Source organism: Enterobacter sp. 120016 (genome assembly GCF_018383635.1).
In the GTDB taxonomy this organism is placed as follows: domain Bacteria; phylum Pseudomonadota; class Gammaproteobacteria; order Enterobacterales; family Enterobacteriaceae; genus Enterobacter; species Enterobacter asburiae_D.
On record NZ_JAHAWC010000069.1, the window covers coordinates 1 to 220 of the forward strand.

The window sequence follows — 220 nt, forward strand, 5'->3', positions numbered from 1 at the left end:
TCGGTAAACGCCGGCCGCGTCTCCTGCGGCGCGGTGGACGACGGTTTGACCCCGAGCATCGCGTTCAGGTCGGCAAACAGGGCGGGATCAAGCTGCCCGAGACCGTTCAGTTTCGGGTTGATGCCGATCAGGTACGGGCTTTTCGGGTTGTCGGAGAAGACAAAATAGCCGTTGTTGCCCGACGGCAGCGGGTAAGCGCTGGTATCGACGCGCTGGCCCT

At 63.2% G+C, this 220-nt stretch carries 1 protein-coding gene; it reads right to left on the bottom strand.

Annotation, left to right across the window (positions count from 1 at the left end; all coding sequences use genetic code 11):
* Positions 1-220 (bottom strand): hypothetical protein (locus tag KIF87_RS23645; RefSeq protein ID WP_213330877.1); only part of this gene is annotated, 220 nt, incomplete at both ends.